Annotated in this window: 2 protein-coding genes; both read left to right on the top strand. The window is 32.2% G+C overall.

Features of this window, described 5'->3' with window-relative positions:
• On the top strand, positions 1-1,149 hold a 1,149-nt coding region (locus ACTTG8_RS10200; RefSeq protein WP_442561998.1), incomplete at its 5' end, for a MalY/PatB family protein.
• Between the two features lie 16 nt (positions 1,150-1,165).
• A complete protein-coding gene (gene nhaC, locus ACTTG8_RS10195; RefSeq protein ID WP_442561997.1) occupies positions 1,166-2,572 on the top strand; it encodes a Na+/H+ antiporter NhaC in 1,407 nt (468 codons plus the stop codon).
• Positions 2,573-2,688 lie beyond the last annotated feature (116 nt).

The following is a 2,688-nucleotide window of genomic DNA, read 5'->3' as shown; positions in this document are numbered from 1 at the left end:
ATGTTTAATCAAATAGTTTCAAGAAGAAACACAAATAGTGCAAAATGGGATGAAATTATAGAAAAAACAGGAAATGAAAAGCTTATTCCATTAACTGTTGCAGATATGGATTTTCCTGTTGCACCTGAGATTGAAAATGAGGTTATAAAGGTAGCTATACATGGTATTTATGGTTATACTAATGTTAGTGAAAGATATCTTTTAGCATCTAAAAGATGGATTGAAAATAATTATAACTATAGCATTGAAAAGGAATGGATAGTTTATTCTCCAAGAGTAATACAGGCAATATCATTATATATTCAAAATAATACAAGACCTAGTGATAAGATAATGGTATTTACTCCGCTTTATGATCCAATTCAAAATGCAGTAAGAGTAAATAATAGAGAGCTTATTACATCTTCGCTTCTTTTAAAAAATGGTAAGTATTTTATTGATTTTGATGATTTTAGAGAAAAAATATCAAATGGTGTTAAAATGCTTATAATGGTATCTCCACATAATCCTGTTGGAAGGGTATGGGATAAGGGAGAATTAGAAGAAATTGTAAAAATATGTAAAGAATTTAATGTACTAATCTTTTCTGATGAAGTACATGCAGATTTTGTATGGGATAAAAAATTTATTAGTATGGCAGAGTTTTTTGATATCTATGAAAATATAATAATAGGAATGGCTCCATCAAAAACTTTTAATATACCTGGTCTTGAAGCTAGTAATATTATAATAAAAAATGAAAAATTAAGAAATGAGCTTATTCTTTATTTAAGACAGGCAGGTATCCATAATCCTAGCTATTTCTGTATTCCGGCTGTTTGTGCAGCTTATGAGCTAGGAGATGAATGGCTCGGTATTGCTAAAAAAGTAATAAGAGATAATATATCTTATGCTAGGAATTTTTTTGAAAATGAATTAAAAGGCTTTAAGGTAATTGAGGGTGAAGGTACATATCTTATATGGGTAGATTATAGAGAAACAGGGCTTAGTGAAGATGACCTTAGTGAAATAATGTATGAGAAGGCTAATGTTGCTTTTTCTCTTGGAAGTTCTTTTGGATTTGAGGGTGTAGGATTTTTCAGAATAAATGTGGCATCACCACGAGTATTGTTAGAAGAAGCTTTTGGAAGGATTAAAAAATATTTATAAGGGAGATAATATTTTTATGAAAATTAAGAAAAAACCGACATTTGTACAAGCACTGTTGCCAATCATAGCTATGCTTTTAATTCTTGGACTAGGAATTGGTTTATTTGATTTACCGGCAGAGCCACTTATGATTTTGGCGGCAATTATATCTGGAATTGAAGCAATAGTATTAGGCTATAGTTATGATGAAATTATTGGTGAAATATCAGCTAAGATTACTAAAATATGGGGAGCATTACTAATTTTAGTAGTAGTAGGATTTATGATAGGCTCATTAATGGCAGGTGGTACAATACCTATGCTAATTTATTATGGCTTAAAAGTTATAAGTCCTAAATATTTAGCATTGGCCGCTTTTATAATAGCTGCTCTTGTATCGGTATTAACAGGTACTTCATGGGGTTCTGCAGGAACTATCGGAGTTGCTTTTATGGGAGTTGCTATAGGAATGAATGCCAATCTTGCCTTAGTAGCGGGAGCAGTTGTTTCTGGAGCATATTTTGGGGATAAATTATCACCTCTTTCAGATACAACAAACCTTTCTTCAGCAGTATGTGGAGTAGACCTTTATGAACATGTTTATAATCAGCTTTGGACTACAGGAGCTTCAGCCATAGTAGCAGTAATATTTTATTTTGTGATGGGACAGCTTGGAAATTTAGGTAGTGCTAAAGTGCCGGAAATGGTTGGCATAATGACTTCTAATCTTGATAAGATGTTTAATTGGAATATTTTACTTTTGCTACCTATTATTATAGTTTTAGCTGGTTCTATTACTAAAAAGCCTACAATACCTGTAATGCTTGTGGCATCTGCATTTGCATTAATTAACGCTAAGGTATTCCAACATGTTAACTTATCAGACATTGTTAATGCAACTATAAATGGTTTTAATGTTTCTATGGTAGGATTTGAGGCTGAAAGTGTACCAAAAGAGCTGATTAGATTACTACATAGAGGTGGCATGATGGCCATGATGAATACTTTACTGATAGCTATATGTGCTATTTCTTTTGCCGGAACGATGACTGTAACAGGAGCTTTAACAGTATTAGTCGATGGACTCTTAAGTAAGGTAACTTCTGTATTTAAGCTCGTAGCATCTACAATAGTTACTTGCCTTATTACAACTGGTGTTACAAGTAACGGTCAGGTTTCAATACTTATGCCTGGTGAGGCATTTAAGGAGGCTTATATTAAAAAAGGCCTTCATCCCAAAGTATTATCTAGAACTTTGGAAGATTCAGTTACTTGTACTGAATGCTTAATTCCTTGGACTGCTGCAGGTGCTTATATGGCATCAACGCTTGGAGTAGCAACACTTAGTTATCTTCCGTTTGCAATATTAAATTATTTAGGAATAATTTTTGCTCTTATATGGGCTGCCACAGGAATTGGAATTACTAAATTAGAGAAAAAATAGTATAAACTGTTAAAAATTTAGGGTGAGTTTTTGCTCACCCTAAATTTTTAGAATTGTTAAGCTTTATTTGGTATGTTATTATATTTATAGTTTTAATTTTAAGGAGTAGGAATATG

It is taken from the genome of Catonella sp. (assembly GCF_052173895.1).
Classification (GTDB): domain Bacteria; phylum Bacillota; class Clostridia; order Lachnospirales; family Lachnospiraceae; genus Catonella.
This window is presented reverse-complemented; position numbering and strand designations above follow the sequence as displayed.

What these genes read in the sequence shown, in the direction of transcription:
- nhaC (WP_442561997.1), top strand. Translation starts at nt 1,166, where the DNA reads ATGAAAATTAAGAAAAAACCGACATTTGTACAAGCACTGTTGCCAATC.